This is a genomic window from Dyadobacter sp. CY312, assembly GCF_021390535.1.
Taxonomy (GTDB): domain Bacteria; phylum Bacteroidota; class Bacteroidia; order Cytophagales; family Spirosomataceae; genus Dyadobacter.
The window spans coordinates 1-14,535 of sequence record NZ_JAJUXG010000045.1 but is presented as its reverse complement, the minus strand read 5'-3'; the positions used below and the strand labels follow the sequence as shown (position 1 = coordinate 14,535).

Sequence of the window (14,535 nt, the reverse complement as noted above, 5' to 3'; positions counted from 1 at the left end):
GAAAAGCACGGAAAACGCAAGGACGTTACCCATCTGGCTTGCTGGGCGCATGCGCGAAGAGACCGCGACGGCGGACCGTTTTGAACGAGCCCTAGATAATGACAAAATTAGGTCGCAAATAGCGCTATCGATGATCCAGCAGCTGTACGCTGTGGAGCGGAAAGCCAGCCAGCAGATGCTGAATACTGCCGAAATCAAAGAGCTACGCTGGCCGACTCCCTTCCGGTTCTCAATGAGCTGGGCAAATGGATCTTTGAACAAATTAAAAGTACGCTCCCAAAAAGCCAGATTGGAAAGGCGATGCAGTACAGTTATAATCGCTGGGATGCGCTCAGTGCGTATTTACATGATGGAAATCTGCTGATCGATAATAATCAGATTGAAAATTCCATACGCGGCTTGGCCCTAGGTCGGAAAAATTATCTTTTTGCCGGATCACACGAAGCAGCACAGCGAGCTGCCATGATATACTCTTTCTTTGCGATCTGCAAAAAACATAATATCAATCCCTACAATTGGCTAAAAACACCCTGCTAAAACATCTCCACAATCAATCATAAAAACATTACTGACCTATATCCGCAAAACTTTAACAAAGTTCAGCAACTAACAAATATGTAGTTGGCAGGCCGGATACGTTGCGCCTACATCTTTTAGTTGGGTTCGGAAGTAATCAAGTTTACCCTTCAAATGCACGTATCTTGGATCTTTGTACGCCGGATTGCCTGCATGGAACTTGTTTTCCAGTGCAGGATCTTCCAGTTGCAATAATTCCTGCGGCTCGATATTGACTGATTCCAGTTTGCTTAAATACGACTTCACGGTATTCTTGCTTATACCGAGCGTACGGGCGATAGCCTTGATGGAATAGCCTTGAGAATGTAATCGTAAAAGTTGTTTAATCTGGCTCATAGGTCTTGGTTTTCCAGCCATCAGTGATCTGCTTTTAGTCATTAAAAGATCACTAAATAAACCAAAACCAACGCTAAGAGGGGGGCAGTATGCTCCGGTACACCATGTCGAAATCCGTTTTAGAGGGGTCAACATGCTCCGGTACGTTCCGTTCTCAACTTTTAAGGGGGTCAATATGTGCCGGAATGGCAGGCGATTCCAGCGAATCAGGCTACTTTAACATTCCAAAACATTCCGGCTTTTAGGGGGTCAACATGCTCCGGAATATCCACTCTTTCAAGAAAAACCCAAAACGGTCTCTGCGTTTAAAGAAATTTCTAATTCGACCTTAACTTTGGAGAATTTTAGTTTGATCCGATCAACAGCGTATTGTATGCACAGGCGATTGGTATACCGCTACGGCAGCATCCGGAAATGGGAAGCAGTCGACATCGAAGAATTCACCCTACGATGTCCGATGTCAGGAAAGTCCTCTATTGCAGAAAATCATTAATGCGTTTGAAAAAATAACGGACGGGTGGGTGCTTGTTAACCGAACGAAAAGACAATGTTGTCCCTTAAAGGCAATGGGCGACAAAAAATTTTAAGATTATATATATTAAGATCAAAAAGAGAGGCTGTTGTCTCTCTCTATAGGACGCTAATCTTTAAGCTGTTACCTTAGTTGAAAGCGATCTGAATATTCAACCTAATCCAGATCAAGAACCAGGACCTGATCTTTTTTAAAAGTCTCATTTGTCCATAGTCCACGTTTTTTCCTTTCAGCCAGGCCTTCCTTGGTAAACAGTCTATTATAACCATTTCTGTATTTGTCTAATAATGGCCGTTCCGATTCAATGTCTGAGAATCTGGCAATGATGTCTTCCACCGGGCCTATTTCTACGCCAAGCCATCTTCTCTTTTTTAGCTCAGCGACCAAATACGTACTACCACTGCCCCCAAAAGGATCGAAAACTACATCACCCGGTTGGCTAGACATCTCTAAGATACGATCCAACAATTTAATAGAAAGCTCATTAGCTCCTTTTCGCTTCTTATATTTTGTGTGGCGAACCGGAGGAATGTCATACCATACGTCGGTCATACTGATTCCCTTTGGATTCATTTTGTCCTTGTACCCACCATAATCCTTCAGATCACCCTTGCACTTTGGACATATCTCCATCGGAAGCCGGTCAGAGTTGAAATAATTTGGTTTTTTCCCTTTACAGTAATAAAGTAGAGAGTAATGAGACGGATACAACCTCCCCTGAATCGGAAGCGAATATTTGATATCGGTAGTAATCCAGTGTCTGAAAGTTAAGCGCTGATTCAAAAAATCCGAGAGATATGTATTCCACTTCGGAATGTTCCAAAGGAAAAAACTACCGCCTGGTTTTAAAATCCTGATACATTCGTCAATCCATTTTTCTGACCAGGATAGATACTCTTCCTCTATCAGGTTGTCATTCATGTTTGACGGATATTTTTTATTAAGGTTAAAAGGTGGATCTGCAAAAACAACGTCGACTGAATTATCTGCAGTATTTTTTAAGACTGTCATACAGTCAGCTCTATACAGAGACCCGTAATCTGTTGTTAACTCAGGTTTCAGATCATCTGTATCAGATGTTTTTTTTGCATTGTCGTCAATTAGGATATGTGAAATCCTTTCAGCATTCACCGCGAGGATGTTCTTTAATTCACGACTCATTATTCCCATCGAGATCATGATCTCAAATTTCTCTACACTTGTTTGCGAGGTGATTGCGTCCAACTCAGAAGAAGAAGCCAGGATGTTGTTATCATTATAGTATTTCAACAAATCATAGCTAATACCAATTTTCCGACAAAGCTCGGATATTTCCGCTTTGCTCTTTAGACGCAGGATATCAAATAGTTGGACCGACATTTTTAACTTTTCACTTATGTGGAGAATTCGGAGCCACTGACCACCTCAATTCGGAAATTACCAACAGGACATTTCGGTTCAAATTGACGGATTTAAATACCTGATTGATTATAATTTAGAATATGTTTTATTGATAGTCCGCTGATGGTCAGTTTGCTACGAAATCTTATGGTCAACTCTTCCGAATTCTCCACCCAGGGGTTGGTTGTGAACATGAGCATTGGATTTGGTTGACAGTGAAGCCCGATGCCTTTTCCTTTTGAAAAGTTACTGGCCCGCTAGATTGATGTCACAAAGTAAATGCACAAGAAGGGTAGCAATAAAGTCCAACTTTTCAACGCCCCCTCTCTTCCTGGCTGATCAGCCATAAGGTGAAATCCCGGGTAATTCAGGGTAATGCTGCCAGATTGAGGATTGGTTTCTGGTCAGCCAGGCGGAAAGCTCGCAAAAGGGTACAACTTCTCAGGACTGTTTTGCCACAACTTAACTATTTAAGGATGAGTAAATTATTACTTGTATAGAAACAAAAGGCCCTTGCGAAATGATCGCAAAGGCCTTTTATTGAGAATAATCAAAGCAACCTGCTTACGCAGTCGGCAATTGCCCTTCTTTTACCTGACTGACAAATTCTTTTGAAGGTTTGAAAAACGGAATGCAGTGGGCAGCAACGACCATGGTCGTATTTTTTGAAATATTTCTGGCGGTCTTTTCCGCTCTTTGTTTGGTTATAAAACTACCAAAACCACGGAAGTAAGTATTCTCTCCCTCTGCCAGTGAATCCTTTATTGTAACAAAGAAAGATTCCAGTACGGCCTCAGCGTGCTCTTTGCTTACCCCTGTCTTGTCGGTGATTGTTGATATTAATTCTGCTTTTGTCATGTCTTTTTACTCGTAAATGAAATGGCAAATGTAGCGGTAATGGGCTAATTATCAATGCATGTGCTAAAAGTATATGCATGGATTATTCTTTGTTTCACGCTGTGGCGAATGCATTAAAGTGCTCTTGGAAACAGGTTTATAAAATCGGTTTTCTTTTAAACAGTTAAAGCGCTCAGGAGTGATTCATACAATCCCCATACAACGTAGCCCGGCCTTTGGCAGCATGCCCAAAGGTCGGGCTATCAGTCATAGCCCTCACTTCGCTCTGGGCTAATCCGTTCTATCCCCAAACGGGGGAGTCGGACATTCTACTTGTGGACTATAATTTCTTGTTGATCTTCTGGCTCTTGCTTTGATACCAGCAAATGAAAAATATTCTAAGTGTAGCGAATGTCATGAACCATCACACTTTAATTAAGTATGCAGTATTGGCTGGTTAATTCACTCCTCCAAATCAACCGCCAACGACTCTTCAAACTTGAGCACCGGCAACGAATTCACAATATTCAGGGTCTCGACACTCACACGTATCACACTTAGCAACAGATCCAGGATGTAACGTGGATTTCCTACTTCATCGGCCCAATCGTTGGGATCGTTTTTAATGCCGCTTTCTTTGTGTGTTGTCACCTGGTAACGTTCCATGATCCAGTCAATGGCGCTTTTGCCGTTGACAATGTATTGATAGGCTTTGTCGGGAATGTTTTCAATGGTGATTTGGCTGTTGTAATAGATGGTGTTCTTCTGATCCTTTTTAGGATGCCGCATCTTTTCAACTTTGAAGAAACCACTTTCATCACCTTTTACAGTGACACCATCAGCTGGGGCGACGATTTCATAATTGATATGTAGATCCGCAAGTTTGCGACCCGCTTTGCTGAATGCCCAGAAATCTTCTGTTTTTTCCACCAATGGCAGTTTTGGGAGCATCTTTTTTAAGTCAGCTTCAAACGTGGTGCGATACGTTGGAGCATGTAGGAAACCATAAACGTAAAAGAATATATCCTCCTTGCTTGCCATATTGACTTCGGGCACGTTTTAGGATAAAATCTGACACTCCATCCTTTCTTACAAAGTTACTTTGTCCCTCACCATCAAATAATGATGGGGCTTGGCGTTGGGTTTCTTCGTAATAATGTAATGGGAAGCATTGAGTATCACCGTTGAAGTGTAAGTCTGAAACCAGATTTGAAATTAACACAGACAATCCTTTGTTAGATCCAACTGATGAAACACATATGACAAGATTTTTAAGATTGTTATTTGGGAAAAGTCTGATATTTTGATAAACCCTATGAATTAAATCCTTAGAATAGTAAAGTTTTTGTTTAAAATAAGGTCTATACATGCCAATTGATAGAAGTTCTTTATTAAATGCGTAAAGGACATTTTTTTCAAGATCTCTCTTTACCGAGTCGGTCCAACTAAGCTTAGTAGAATCAAATACTAAGAATTCGTTGATATGCAAGGAGGTAGAGTTTCTTTTAATAACATGATAGTCAGACCTTTGACTATTGTAAAAGAATATTGCCTTTTCCATATTCGTTGACAACTTATGTACAGATGAATTGTATATCCATGAATCTCTATTTGTACCAAGTCCCAAGGAAAAAGTATTAAAGAAAGACTTTGTACCATTGTCAAATTTCTTGCCAGGCTCTAATGCAATAAAAGTATTAAATCCTTTATTTCTTTGACTTATCCAGTCTCCATGTTCGTTTGGAGAAAGTGTTTCCCACGACATTTTATCATTCGACGTCGTCTTAAACTTACGAATGATTTCCAATTTATCGGATTGACTTAGATAATCGCCAATGTCGTGATAATGAATGGTCGCCTTTTCTGTATTGTCCTGAAATAGCTTTACACAAAAGCAAAAAAGGATGAAAGCAAAAGAGAAAAAAGTTACTGTGAAAACTCGGAAACCTTATGAAAGATTGAGCGATACCGAAAAGAAGAAGATTGTTCATGAAATCAATTCCGGATTAATTGGTCAGAGGGCTGCTGCTCGAAAATACAGTCTAAATCGAAAAACTGTTGGCGCATGGGTAGTCGAATTTTCTTCGTTTAATGTTAAGCCACGAGAAGTGGCAGCAGAAGCAATTGACAAAATGACTGAGAATTCAAAGACCAGAATTCTGGCCAAACAAGTCCAGGATTTAACGAAGCAACTTGAAAAGGCAAACCTGAAGATCAGCGGACTGCAAACTATGATCGAAGTAAGTGAACAGGAAGTTCATATTAAGATCAGAAAAAAGCCTGGTACCAAACGGTAAAAAGGATGCGGCAGAAACATCCGGAAGAAAGCCTCGGAAGTCTTTGCGACCTGTTTGGTGTCACCCGTCAGGCTTATTACGATGCGGCAGAGCATGAAAAGAAAACATCAATAGCTCACATGCTCGTTTTGTCTTTAGTCCGAGAATATAGAAGCAACATTCCTTTCATTGGAACTAGAAAGCTTCTTTTCCTATTAATACCTGATTTAACACAACAACTTACTGGAGAGGGTACGCTAAAGCATCTCAAAGCTATGCGTTCAAAGAGAGCTTAATTTAAAATGGTAGTCGTGATATTATTTCTTTACTACGCCAAATCGATTGGTTCTAAAATCAATGACTAGAATCTGATCAAAAAAATAGCTATTGCCGATACTGCCAACCACGCCCGCTTCATCAAAAATGGGCTCATGATACTTATCCGGATCAGGGTGGTAATAGATTGTCTTAGAGCTGAGTGGGGTATCCCCCAGATAAGCTTTAGCGGCAAGAGGGGCTCCATATACATCATAATATTTTCCCCATGTACTGACGCCCTTAATCGTATCACTAGTCGCTACAGGATTAATGGAGTCCCAACCCTTTTTAACCGTCATGATGGGAAATAAACTGGCACCCGAATCGTAGAGAAAGTAAAACTCCTTTCCATTAATGGTAAGCGGAACTTTGATCCGGTTTTTCTCCAATTTAAATAGTACAAAACTGACCAGTTTTTCATTGACGGATTGGTCTAAGAAAGCAATACGTTGATTCCGAAAGTCAAGAAGTACGATTTTTCCTAAACAAGCATCCAATCCCCATGAACCGATATGAATTGGTTTGCCTTCCTTGAATTCTTCAGCCGAAACGGTTTGACCATAGCGATTCATTACGTAGGCTTTGCTTACTCGGGAGCCGGTGAGTGGCATGGATAACTCAACATTGATTTGTGTCCACTGGTTTACTGTATCGCTTTTTAACTCAGGCCATTGAGCGGCTAAGCTGGGTTGTACTTTAACCAATGATTTAAGCGTGTTGCCATACAAAATGCTGCTGGAAGCCCCCGTATCAAATTGTAGTTCGAGGGGATAAGGTACATTGTTGATTTTACCATCAATATTGATCGACAAACGGTCATAGAATCGTCCACCCAAACTGTCACTCGTCCATCTGAAGGGTATCCATAATTTTTTGTCAATTGATTTTAAGAACGTTTTCTCTTGTGCTTGTGCTTGAATTGAGAAAAAAACAAAAATCATTAAACGGAGAATTTTTTTCATATTTTCCAGGCTTTCAGTGTCGGAGTAAGTTTTATGAATAAAATCTTGATACCATCAGTTCAATTTTCGATTACGGCTGTGTTTAGGCTTACGGGGATCAAGTACCCAATGCTCCCCATAGATTGACCTATAATAGATCACACAACTTATAAATTGACATTGTTGCTGCCATTGGCTTACTACCGCCTGATTGGTGGTTTGATACAGATAAATTTTCTCTCCTTGCGGAATTACCTTGTCTTCCCATAAATCGCTTATTAATAAAGTGGAGTCCCTAATATGCGCTTTTGCCTTCATCTCTTTGATAAGGCTGTACATATCGTAATAGCGTTTATCTTGATAGTAATACTGGATGCTATCAATCAGAGCTGGCCCAAACCCCGAATTAGCTACGGTCGCAGCCGAGCCTCTCATGTTGTCATCTAGTCGGCCCGTATGATACCAGTCAAGTATTGGTATGACCGATGCGTATTGTTGAGTTCGTTGCAAATAAGCTTGATAAAATGTGATGCCTATCGCACAAAAACTGGACACAACTGCTAAGATGCTTAAATAAGTTTGGACTTGCAACAAAACGCTGGACAAAAATTTAAGCGACTTGTTGAAATGACACTTTACTGAAATCAACCGGGGATAGGTAACCCAGCACGGAATGCCTCCTCTGGCGGTTGTACCAAATCTCGATATACTCAAATACACTTTGTTTGGCTATGGCTCTTGTAATAAAGTCCTGCTGGTAAATAAGCTCTGTCTTTGGCGTTTTAAAAAAACTTTCTGCCACCGGTCGAGTAGATAAAGGGGAATCTCACCCCTAAATCTCTCACAGAACCGTACGTGAGCCTCTCGACTCATACGGCTCTTGTTATTCAGTCACCCACTTGAAATGTTTCCAGTGTGCAAATAAGTTAGGATTTTGCAAATACAGATTCTTCAACCATTTACCCGCTCGTGTGATACCTCTTTGTAAAGATTTGAATTTCCTCATTATCCATCTTGTTAGCTTATCATTGATATAGCGATAAAGAGCTTTTAATGAAGACTTTCCGAACCTACCGTAATAATTAATCCAACCTCGAATGATTGGATTTAAATCATGGGCACACTCTTCGATACTGTTACTGTAGCTTCCTGAAATGATAGGATGGCTTCTGATCGTGCTCCGCATTAAGGTTAATTTCTTTTGCGATACAGCTGGTGAAAAACTTACGAAAAACTGACCTTTTTGATTGCGAGTACTTCTTGGTCTAAATGTAAATCCCAAAAAGTCAAAACTACAGCACTCAAAGTTTTCCGTACGTTTCGAATCCTTGCAATAGACAATTTTGGTTTTCTCCGTACATAATTCCAGTTTACAAGCATGGAAGCGATCTCTTAGCTTACTTTCCACTAGTTTTAATTGCTTGTAACTGCGGCAGTGCACAACGATATCGTCAGCGTACCTTTCAAAATGAACGTTTGGAAATTGCTTTTCCATCCATTTATCAAATACAAAGTGAAGAAATACGTTGGCTAAAAGTGGACTGATTACACCTCCTTGTGGTGTACCTTTTGTCCTTTTCTCCACAGTACCATCCTGAAACATGACATCTGCTTCCAACCATCTTCTAATGTACAGCAGCACCCACCGATCGTTAGTGAAGGTAGATATCGCTTTCATAACCAAAGAATGATCGATTGCATCAAAGAAACCGCGAATATCCATATCCAGAACCCAGTTATCCCGCCAGCATCTCTGTCTTGCTGTTGAAACAGCATCCAGTGCAGACTTTCCAGGACGATATCCGTACGAGTCATGATGGAAACTTGGATCTATGATAGGCTCCAAGATATCCTTCACAACCATTTGGGCTATCCTATCAGAAATAGTCGGTATACCAAGTGGTCTGGTTTTACCATTTCCTTTCGGTATATCAACTCTGCGGACAGCTGGGGGAAAGTAACTTCCTGATGTTAACCGATTCCAGATTTTGTATAGATTCTTGCGCAGGTCTTTTTCAAAATCATCCATTGTTTGCCTATCAATACCAGCTGAACCTTTGTTAGCCTTAATCTTAAGATAGGAATCCCAAACCATTTGCCTACTGATATTAAATGACCTTGCCATTACTCTTAGTTCCTCCCTTTATTGGTTGACTAATAGTTTTGACCGAATAACGTAACCCCTTCGCTCCATCTGCTTTCACAGATCTCCTCACTACTACGGGTTACTCCGCCCCTCTGGTTCACATTGGTACTTGCAGTTCCATAACATTCGGAACCTCTTCCCTTTACATTAAACCAGCAGGTTCCCACGTTCCACATAAAAGCCTGAATTAAGATCATGCAGCCTCTACACCGAACGCCACCCAGCCCATAAACAGGTATTGTCTGGATTTGTCCCGGAATAACAACGCCTCCCGGTTTTGACGTTAGTTGAATTGCTTTTCGATATGTCATCGACTGTTCACTTTCGTTCATCTTCTTAATTCTTACCTGACATTTTTTTTTTATGCCTTTTCCAACGACGCTCACTACCAAGACTTTTGATCTTAGCAGCTCGTGGTGGTTTGAAGCCAGGGCCTGTACCCAGACTTCGAGGGGCCTTCCCTCGTCATTTATGCAGCATGACTTTCTAGTCGTCTTTCGAACTTCCTAAAAAGCCTTCGTGGCACACCATTGTCCCAGCAATTTCCCTTCCTACTCATACTTTGTAATACGGTTGAGCTCTGTTTGATCAAATCAGTGAACGCATAACAGGCATACTGAATACCTCGGTCTGAATGGAAAATTAGATCACCGGTGATTGGCCTATTTTTAAGGGCCATCTGCCAGGCGGGAATGGTGGTATCGATGGCTTTCATTGACTCGCTTAATGCCCAGCCGATAATCTTGCGATCGTATAAGTCCATAACCATTGTCAAGTACACCCACCCTTCCCGCGTGTGGATATAGGTCAAGTCGGAAACCCAGGCTTTACCCGCCATCACAGGGGTAAAGCCTCGATTTAGATGATTTTCTGCCACCGGATAGGTATGCTTCGAATCAGTTGTGTTGACCACATATTTCTTCTGAATCAGGCTTTTGATCTTCGCTTTTTGCATTAGTCTAGCCACTCGGGGACGGGAAACCTTATGCCCAAGCGCGTTAAGGTCTTTCGTGATCCTAGGACTTCCATACCTTTCCTTGCTGGCTGAAAATGAGGCTTTTATCAATTCAAAAATACGTTCGTTCTCGAATTCTCGTTTACTATCTGGCTGCGACAGCCAGCAATAATAGCCACTTCGACTCACCTTCATTATTTTACACATCAACTCAACGGGAAAAACAGTTTGTTGGGCTTTTATAAATCGGAATATTTCCCGTCGTTCCTGGAGAAGATGCTGACCGCCTTTTTTAATATATCGCGTTCTAGCTCAGCTTGTCGGAGTTCTTTTTTCAACCGCAAAATCTCTTGCTGCTCTCCACTGAGTTGAGCTCCCTGAGTAGCAACCTTTCCTGTGGGAGTTAACCGCTCTTGACGCCATCGGGTCAAAAGCTGAGCGGCAATGCCCAATTCAGCAGCGGTCGTTTTGATGGAGCCCTTGGCCACCGAGAGATTGACGGCCATCATTTTGAATTTTTCGTCGTACTGCCTTCTACTTGTTTTCATAATTCACTAAGTTAGATCATGCTTAACTCAGTGTCCAGTTAAATGTAGCAGGTCCACCCTGCCGATACTCACCCAACTACACGAATGGATGCAGCAGGAGTATCCCAAAGTACTACCACAGAGCCTATTGGAAAGGCGATTGGATATGCTCTTCCATTGATGGAAAGTATGAGACTATATGCGCTCCATGGAGATTTACAAATCGATAATAATCTGATCGAGAATGCTATCAGACCAATCGCATTGGGTCGGCGTAATTACCTCTTCGCAGGCACGCATGACACTGCTCAAAATGCTGCCATGATCTATTCTCTTTTCGCCACATGTAAAAAGCATGGAGTAAATCCGCACGACTGGCTGCTGGATATTCTTCGTAAAATGAATGATCCTGATTATGATGGTAGATTCTCAGACCTTCTTCCAAACCGCTGGAAACTGAATCAATAATCTCTGTATTACACCTCTTGGAAAAATAGGGGGATGGCCGACTGCTTACACTTTTGTAATACTGTTGTGGTAAATGTGCAACCAAGATCCGGCATGCATTTGCGAGGCCAACAGCGCAGCTCCTCGGGGTTGCAAATAATTTCGGCACGGTCAACCAAGCCCTGGAGGTTACAGAGCTGGGCGTTGGTTGCGTGTATAGAGCGTGCTTAGCAGGCAGGTTTTTCTCAAGACGATTAAGTGCAAACTATTTTTAATTTTCTACCTATAAATAAATACTACTAGTTGTTCCAAAACATTTCGACTATTTAGTGTATTTTGGTGCAATAAATTTAAACTCTCCTCTAATGAAAAACTTCACACTCATCCTTTTGGGATTACTATGCTCAATTCAATCTTTTGCTCAGAAAAAATTTTTTATCACTGGGGCTAATTCTTCAGTCGAAGCTGACTTGAGATTGTGGGTTCTGGACAATAACTATTTGCTCGCACCTGATCGAGCAAACACAGATTACATCATTGAATGCAATGAGATAAAAAGGGCAGCATTCAAAAATAATTTTATTTACATCTCCCTTCTTGATAATACTGGCAACCTAATCGGTCAAACAAAAAAAGCCTATGCCAGAAATAAAACTAAATCCTTTGTGATGCTAGCAGAGCTGGAATTGGATGGCATTGTGAAGAAGAAAATTGCTGCTGATGACGTTGATACGTTTAAAGCTGCATTCAGCGATACACTTCTAACAATTACCAGATCAAAGACTGAAACAGTAACAACCCGTTCTACCGTATCTTTCACGGGAAAGGCCGGAGAATCAATAGATTACTTCTTTACCTTTGAAAATGAACCAATAAAGGCCACGTTTAAGGACTATTTAAGCAAAGATGTTAAAAAAGGCAGCCTCCCTAGTACTGCAATGGTTGAAGTAAATATCTTGCCGGATACAACCATTAAACTAACAATGACATATAAGGTTCAACTGTTTTACAAACTAAAAGCAGAAACCGAATTCAAAAAAGATAAATTGTTTACAATTAAAGTATTGGCACAAGAGCCTACGCCCCAAATACCATTTCATAAAAACGAGTTGATTTTATTTGCAGGGACAACTTATGACCATTTCAATCCATCCAACAAAATCTCAGGCTTATCAATTGAGCCCATGTTTACCACTATGGTTAATGAGAATCTGTGGTTAAGATTTGGAATATACTTGCATCCCAATTTTAGTAGGGACACATTGGTTCATCGTAATACAACTTATTACAGGCTCGACGATAGTGACTTAGTAGACAATCAATCTAAGATTGGAAGATTTTCGGAAACAATGAACAGGGGAGAAAAAATCCAGAGTATCGGTTTCTACACAGATGTCATTTTCCCAGTTAAACCGAAGATTGAAAATAAGAGGGGAATGAGACTAGCACCGGCAATTCATCTTGAATTTGCAAAAAGAATAACTACACCAACCGTTAGGTTTTCTTCATCTAAAATTGATACGATTCAATACAGTAGACAAGTAATAATAGATCCAAGAATGTTAAAACGTGCATTCCCGGACACCAGTAACAGGATCGTACAAAAATATACACTTAATCAAGCCATAGTGTCCGGCGGGATTTTCACCGAAGTTAATTTAAGCAATATCTATTTATTTTTTCAGCCGATTTTTGGCGCAAGGTTTCAATATGCGGTCACTGCTGATTTACGGGATAGCCCTATAATTTCAAAACTAACTTCTGGATACAAGTTCTCGATTCGATACAAGGAAATAATAAGTATTTCGATAGATCACCGAGATTTTCTGGCAAAAGATGAATATTTGAATATATCAATAGGAGTTCCAACTACAATAGCTAGTATTTTCAAAAAGTAGCACAAATTGATTGTGTAGTTCTATAATTCAAAAACAGCCGAAAATGTTTCGGCTGTTTCTATTTCCAGGATTACAACGTAAGCATCCTATGAACCACATATTTCTTGTTAGAAACGTGGTTTTTACTTTTGACTTAAAAACCAATCAAAATGGATCAGTCGGAAGAGATGTTCAAATTAGTAAGAGAATGGCGTAAAAGTGGCCTAACTCAGAGTGAATTTTGCAAGCCACATGGCATGACGGTAGCCAAATTTGGTTACTGGGCGGGGAAAGAAAAGTTGGCCGCGCGGTTGCCTTCCGAAAAGGTAGGTGGCTTTGTTCAGATATCAGGCCAACAATCTGCATCAAGTGATTCTTGCCAGATTGTCTACCCAAATGGCGTGAAGGTAAATTACCAAGTGAAAGACCATGCTGTGCTTTCCCAACTGATCAGGCTCTACTGATGTTCAGTCTGAGTTCATCGCACCACTATTTTCTTTACCAGGGCCGTTGTGATATGCGTAAGGGCCGCGGTGGCGGACCACTTTGACGGGCTTTGTGGCCTTGTAAGTACAGAGCTGGGCCGTAATCCAACAAGCGGTGAAGTATTCGTATTTCTGAACCGGCCCCGGAGCCATATCAAATTGCTGCATTGGGAAAACGGGGGCTTTGTTTTATATTATAAACGACTTGAAAAAGGAACGTTTTCTCTACCCAAAGCAATGGATGGACGCGTATCTATGAGTTGGGCTGAGCTAGTTCTGATGGTAGAGGGCATACAGATACAAAAGAGCATACAGAAGACGAGATTCCACATTTAGGTGCAAAAAAGGCACATTTTACTAGCTGAAATGCTTCCGGATCTGTATCTTTAGTGCATGGATATGTCTCTGGAATCGCTTTCAAAAGAAGAACTAATAGCCCTTGTAAACAAGGAAAAGCAGTCCTACAATGAAGTGCGTATTGCAGAGTTGGAAGATGAAAATGCTTATCTCAAATCGCAGCTTGCGATGTACAAGCGGATGTAGTTTGGGCAAAAACGGGAACGCTTCGAAAGTGATCCTGCCCAGATTGCACTCCCCTTTGAAGCGCCCGCCGATCAAATTGCCGCACAAGAAGAAATCCTGAAAGAAAAGATCAGTTACGTCCGTAGCAGGCCTAATCACAAAGGCCGTGCAGCACTTCCATCGCACTTACCTGTCGAAGAACCGGGTCACCGGGCGATCGAGATTTACCCCACTGGCGATCTTTCTGAAATGGTATGTATTGGCAAGGAAGTCACCGACGAGCTCGATTATGAACCTGCCCGCTTTTTGATCAAAAGATACATACGCTATAAGTATGCGCCTAAAAACGGTGATGGTGTCCGAATCGGTCAACTTCCAGA

General features: G+C 41.2%; 16 protein-coding genes and 3 pseudogenes. 9 read left to right on the top strand and 10 right to left on the bottom strand.

The window, feature by feature from the left end; all coding sequences use genetic code 11:
• Positions 1–621, top strand: a pseudogene (locus LZG71_RS30150) (transposase); the annotation flags it as partial.
• On the opposite strand, the gene LZG71_RS30145 reads toward LZG71_RS30150, so the two are convergent.
• The 4 genes and pseudogenes from LZG71_RS30145 to LZG71_RS30130 all read right to left on the bottom strand — a co-directional run bounded on the left by LZG71_RS30145 (position 607) and on the right by LZG71_RS30130 (position 5,426).
• Entirely contained in the window at positions 607–933 is a 327-nt protein-coding gene (locus LZG71_RS30145) for a helix-turn-helix domain-containing protein (RefSeq protein ID WP_233826972.1), read from the bottom strand. The pseudogene LZG71_RS30150 and the gene LZG71_RS30145 overlap by 15 nt on opposite strands.
• A gap of 667 nt (positions 934–1,600) precedes the next feature.
• Positions 1,601–2,803, bottom strand: coding sequence for a site-specific DNA-methyltransferase (locus LZG71_RS30140; protein ID WP_233826970.1), 1,203 nt, complete (start codon positions 2,801–2,803; stop codon positions 1,601–1,603).
• Positions 2,804–3,388: 585 nt separating this feature from the next.
• The gene (locus LZG71_RS30135) at positions 3,389–3,682 is read right to left on the bottom strand and encodes an HU family DNA-binding protein (RefSeq protein WP_233826968.1); all 294 of its coding nucleotides are present in this window, start codon (positions 3,680–3,682) and stop codon (positions 3,389–3,391) included.
• Between the two features lie 441 nt (positions 3,683–4,123).
• A pseudogene (locus LZG71_RS30130) lies at positions 4,124–5,426 on the bottom strand (type ISP restriction/modification enzyme).
• 139 nt (positions 5,427–5,565) lie between these two features.
• On the opposite strand from LZG71_RS30130, the gene LZG71_RS30125 reads away from it, so the two are divergent.
• Together LZG71_RS30125 and LZG71_RS30120 are read left to right on the top strand one after the other, a co-directional pair.
• Complete coding sequence (locus LZG71_RS30125) at positions 5,566–5,958, top strand: hypothetical protein (RefSeq protein ID WP_233826966.1); 393 nt, start codon at positions 5,566–5,568, stop codon at positions 5,956–5,958.
• A gap of 5 nt (positions 5,959–5,963) precedes the next feature.
• Entirely contained in the window at positions 5,964–6,233 is a 270-nt protein-coding gene (locus LZG71_RS30120; protein ID WP_233826965.1) for a hypothetical protein, read from the top strand.
• Between the two features lie 21 nt (positions 6,234–6,254).
• Here LZG71_RS30120 and LZG71_RS30115 read toward each other — a convergent pair whose 3' ends face one another.
• The 6 genes and pseudogenes from LZG71_RS30115 to LZG71_RS30090 form a co-directional block, all read right to left on the bottom strand.
• Positions 6,255–7,217, bottom strand: a complete 963-nt coding sequence (locus LZG71_RS30115) for a hypothetical protein (protein ID WP_233826963.1) — start codon at positions 7,215–7,217, stop codon at positions 6,255–6,257.
• Between the two features lie 589 nt (positions 7,218–7,806).
• Positions 7,807–7,998: pseudogene (locus LZG71_RS30110) on the bottom strand (IS3 family transposase); the annotation flags it as partial.
• 81 nt (positions 7,999–8,079) lie between these two features.
• A complete protein-coding gene (gene ltrA, locus LZG71_RS30105) occupies positions 8,080–9,291 on the bottom strand; it encodes a group II intron reverse transcriptase/maturase (RefSeq protein WP_233826961.1) in 1,212 nt (403 codons plus the stop codon).
• A gap of 59 nt (positions 9,292–9,350) precedes the next feature.
• Entirely contained in the window at positions 9,351–9,674 is a 324-nt protein-coding gene (locus LZG71_RS30100; RefSeq protein ID WP_165940237.1) for a hypothetical protein, read from the bottom strand.
• Between the two features lie 137 nt (positions 9,675–9,811).
• On the bottom strand, positions 9,812–10,540 hold the full coding sequence (locus tag LZG71_RS30095; protein ID WP_233826974.1) for an IS3 family transposase: 729 nt from the start codon (positions 10,538–10,540) through the stop codon (positions 9,812–9,814).
• A complete protein-coding gene (locus LZG71_RS30090; RefSeq protein WP_233826959.1) occupies positions 10,537–10,845 on the bottom strand; it encodes a transposase in 309 nt (102 codons plus the stop codon). The genes LZG71_RS30095 and LZG71_RS30090 overlap by 4 nt, the downstream gene beginning before the upstream one ends.
• An 84-nt stretch (positions 10,846–10,929) precedes the next feature.
• Between LZG71_RS30090 and LZG71_RS30085 the strand changes: the two genes are divergently transcribed.
• From LZG71_RS30085 to LZG71_RS30780, 6 genes are all read left to right on the top strand, one after another.
• Complete coding sequence (locus tag LZG71_RS30085; protein ID WP_233826957.1) at positions 10,930–11,292, top strand: transposase; 363 nt, start codon at positions 10,930–10,932, stop codon at positions 11,290–11,292.
• Between the two features lie 344 nt (positions 11,293–11,636).
• Positions 11,637–13,169 carry a hypothetical protein gene (locus LZG71_RS30080; RefSeq protein ID WP_233826955.1) on the top strand — a complete coding sequence of 511 codons (1,533 nt, stop codon included), beginning with the start codon at positions 11,637–11,639 and terminating at the stop codon, positions 13,167–13,169.
• Positions 13,170–13,318: 149 nt separating this feature from the next.
• Positions 13,319–13,612, top strand: coding sequence for an IS66 family insertion sequence element accessory protein TnpA (tnpA, locus tag LZG71_RS30075; RefSeq protein WP_233826953.1), 294 nt, complete (start codon positions 13,319–13,321; stop codon positions 13,610–13,612).
• Positions 13,613–13,660: 48 nt separating this feature from the next.
• Positions 13,661–13,969, top strand: a complete 309-nt coding sequence (gene tnpB / locus LZG71_RS30785) for an IS66 family insertion sequence element accessory protein TnpB (RefSeq protein WP_409013703.1) — start codon at positions 13,661–13,663, stop codon at positions 13,967–13,969.
• 57 nt (positions 13,970–14,026) lie between these two features.
• Entirely contained in the window at positions 14,027–14,176 is a 150-nt protein-coding gene (locus LZG71_RS30070; RefSeq protein WP_233826951.1) for a hypothetical protein, read from the top strand.
• A 42-nt stretch (positions 14,177–14,218) separates the two neighbouring features.
• Positions 14,219–14,535: IS66 family transposase zinc-finger binding domain-containing protein (locus LZG71_RS30780; protein WP_409013704.1), on the top strand; the 317-nt coding region annotated here is incomplete at its 3' end.

What these genes read in the sequence shown, in the direction of transcription:
- LZG71_RS30145 (WP_233826972.1), bottom strand. Translation starts at nt 933, where the DNA reads ATGGCTGGAAAACCAAGACCTATGAGCCAGATTAAACAACTTTTACGA.
- LZG71_RS30140 (WP_233826970.1), bottom strand. Translation starts at nt 2,803, where the DNA reads ATGTCGGTCCAACTATTTGATATCCTGCGTCTAAAGAGCAAAGCGGAA.
- LZG71_RS30135 (WP_233826968.1), bottom strand. Translation starts at nt 3,682, where the DNA reads ATGACAAAAGCAGAATTAATATCAACAATCACCGACAAGACAGGGGTA.
- LZG71_RS30125 (WP_233826966.1), top strand. Translation starts at nt 5,566, where the DNA reads ATGAAAGCAAAAGAGAAAAAAGTTACTGTGAAAACTCGGAAACCTTAT.
- LZG71_RS30120 (WP_233826965.1), top strand. Translation starts at nt 5,964, where the DNA reads ATGCGGCAGAAACATCCGGAAGAAAGCCTCGGAAGTCTTTGCGACCTG.
- LZG71_RS30115 (WP_233826963.1), bottom strand. Translation starts at nt 7,217, where the DNA reads ATGAAAAAAATTCTCCGTTTAATGATTTTTGTTTTTTTCTCAATTCAA.
- ltrA (WP_233826961.1), bottom strand. Translation starts at nt 9,291, where the DNA reads ATGGTTTGGGATTCCTATCTTAAGATTAAGGCTAACAAAGGTTCAGCT.
- LZG71_RS30100 (WP_165940237.1), bottom strand. Translation starts at nt 9,674, where the DNA reads ATGAACGAAAGTGAACAGTCGATGACATATCGAAAAGCAATTCAACTA.
- LZG71_RS30090 (WP_233826959.1), bottom strand. Translation starts at nt 10,845, where the DNA reads ATGAAAACAAGTAGAAGGCAGTACGACGAAAAATTCAAAATGATGGCC.
- LZG71_RS30085 (WP_233826957.1), top strand. Translation starts at nt 10,930, where the DNA reads ATGGATGCAGCAGGAGTATCCCAAAGTACTACCACAGAGCCTATTGGA.
- LZG71_RS30080 (WP_233826955.1), top strand. Translation starts at nt 11,637, where the DNA reads ATGAAAAACTTCACACTCATCCTTTTGGGATTACTATGCTCAATTCAA.
- tnpA (WP_233826953.1), top strand. Translation starts at nt 13,319, where the DNA reads ATGGATCAGTCGGAAGAGATGTTCAAATTAGTAAGAGAATGGCGTAAA.
- LZG71_RS30070 (WP_233826951.1), top strand. Translation starts at nt 14,027, where the DNA reads ATGGATATGTCTCTGGAATCGCTTTCAAAAGAAGAACTAATAGCCCTT.